Annotated in this window: 1 protein-coding gene; it reads left to right on the forward strand. The window is 59.9% G+C overall.

Annotated features, from left to right (window positions below; all coding sequences use genetic code 11):
• Positions 1–47: 47 nt before the first annotated feature.
• The coding region (locus C7K08_RS15655; RefSeq protein WP_241537272.1) for a glycoside hydrolase family 9 protein at positions 48–2,611 on the forward strand (2,564 nt) is incomplete at its 3' end.

The following is a 2,611-nucleotide window of genomic DNA, read 5'->3' on the forward strand; positions in this document are numbered from 1 at the left end:
CCCAGCGGGGGCTGGGGGTTCAGGCATTGGCCACCGCCTATGGGGAAATGGTGGACACCCTCAAGCTCAGCAAGCTTGATTTCGACATCGAGGGGGCGGCCCTGGCCGAAACCCAAACAATCAAGTTGCAGATGGAGGCCATCGCTCTGGTGCAACAGACCCATCCGGGGCTCGGAGTGTGGCTCACCCTGCCGGTGTTGCCCCAGGGGCTCACCCAAGATGGTCTCAACACTGTGAAGGCGGCTCTGCTGGCGGGCGTTCAGGTGGATGGCGTCAATGTGATGGCGATGGACTATGGCGATTCAGCTGCTCCGCCGCAGCTCAAGTCGATGGGGGCCTACGCCATTGATGCCGCCAACACTACTTTTGCCCAACTAACCAATCTGTTTTCCAGCCAGGGCAAAAGCTTTGGCTGGAACCAGCTGGGAGTAACCCCGATGTTGGGTGTAAATGACATCACCAGTGAGGTATTCACAATTCAAGATGCTGAGCAGCTTGAGGTTTTTGCCAGGGAGAAGGGTCTGGGGATGCTTTCGATGTGGTCGATTAACCGCGATAACCCTGGGGCTGCGGGGCAAGTTTCCAACAACCATGCCGGCCTGCCAGTGATCGCTGCGGGGGGCTTCAGCAGCATTTGGGGGGATTACGGCAGTGATCCTGTTATTTCCCCAGTCCCCCCGGTGGTCACCCCCCCTGTGGTGACTCCTCCGGTGGTTACACCCCCAGTGGTTGGCAATGGGGGCCTGAGTGTGGAAGTGGGCGGTAGCCGCTGGTGGGGTGGTTTTACCGCTGAACTGAAGATCACCAACAGCAGTGGCAAAGACCTGCAAAGTTGGAGTTACACATTTGATAGTCCCCACAGCATCAGTGGCGCCCCCTGGGGGGCCACGGTTACCAGCACAGCTTTGGGTAATGGGATTAGCCGCTACACCCTTAGTGGTGCGGGCTGGGCAGCGGCCCTGAAGGCGGGGGCCTCGGTGAGCGTTGGTTTTAACGGCAGCCAGGGCAGCAGCATCGGCAACGATGGTGCGTTGACCTCGGCTCAGTTATTTAGTAACAGCACTGCACCAGCAGATACCCTTGCCCCCACGCTCACTTCCTTCAGCTCCACAGGTGTGGCGCTTGCCAGCAACCTAAGCCTGGGCTTTTCGGAAGCCATCGCCCGGGGTGTTGGCACGTTGAGCTTGCGCAAGGGTTCAGCCACGGGCGCGCTGGTTGAAAGTTTTGATGCGGCCACCAGTACAAGGCTCACGCTCAGTGGCAGCAGCCTCAGCGTTGATCCCACGGCTTTGCTTGAGGCTGGAAGCACCTATGTGTTGGTGATGCCAGCGGGGGCTGTGAAGGATTTGGCCGGCAATAACTACGGCGGCACCAGCAGCTACAACTTCACAACGGTCCCCCCAGTTGTTACACCCCCTGTGGTTGGCAATGGGGGCCTGAGTGTGGAAGTGAGCGGTAGCCGTTGGTGGGGTGGATTTACTGCCGAACTAAAGATCACCAACAGCAGTGGCAAAGACCTGCAGAGCTGGAGTTACACATTTGATAGCCCCCACAGCATCAGTGGCGCCCCCTGGGGGGCAACTGTTACCAGTACCGCCTTGGGCAATGGGATCAGTCGCTACACGCTGAGTGGTGCTGGCTGGGCGGCTGCGCTTAAGGCAGGGGCCTCGGTTAGCGTTGGTTTCAATGGCAGCCAGGGCAGCAGCATCGGCAACGATGGTGCGTTGACCTCGGCTCAGTTGTTTGGCAACAGCTCATCAACGGTGCTGCCTACGCCGCCAGTGGTTACCCCCCCAGTGGTTGGCAATGGCACTGGTTACGCCGAGGCACTGGAGAAGTCGTTCCTTTTCTATGAGGCAAATCGCTCCGGTGATCTCGATGAGGCCACAAATCGGGTGCCCTGGCGTGGTGATTCCGGACTGAACGACGGCCGCGATGGGGTGTACTTCGGGGATCGCAACGGCGCCAACCTGCAGCTTGGGCTCAGCCTCAACCTCACCGGTGGTTACCACGACGCTGGTGACCACGGCAAATTCGGGATGCCCTTGGCCTCCACCATCTCCAGCCTGGCCTGGGGGGGAATTGCCTTCAAGGAGGGCTACAACGCCACCGGCCAGCTGGATGAACTGCTGGCGGCGGTGAAGTGGGGCACCGATTACCTGCTCAAGGCCCATGGCACCGATGCTGCCGGCAACACCAGTTTCTTTGTGGCACAGGTGGGTGATGTGGCCGCAGACCATGCGCTTTGGAGCGCCCCCGAGAACCAAACCATTGCCCGGCCGGCCATGGCCGTTACCGCCCAGAAACCTGGCTCCGACGTAAGCGCCGCCAGTGCTGCTGCACTGGCCTCTGCCTCAATTCTCTTTCGGGAGAACGGTTCAATCGCCTATGCCGATGAATTGCTGCGTAATGCGGTGTCGCTTTATCGCTTTGCAGATACCTACCGGGGGAAGTATTCCAACTCGATCACCGAGGTGCAGAGCTACTACAACTCCTGGAGTGGCTACGAAGATGAACTCAGCTATGGCGCCGCTTGGTTGGCCCGGGCCACGGAGGCTGCCGGTGGGGATGGCAGCGCCTACCGCCAGAAGGCTCTCCAGCTCTATAACAC

The organism is Synechococcus lacustris str. Tous, assembly GCF_003011125.1.
Taxonomy (GTDB): domain Bacteria; phylum Cyanobacteriota; class Cyanobacteriia; order PCC-6307; family Cyanobiaceae; genus Synechococcus_D; species Synechococcus_D lacustris.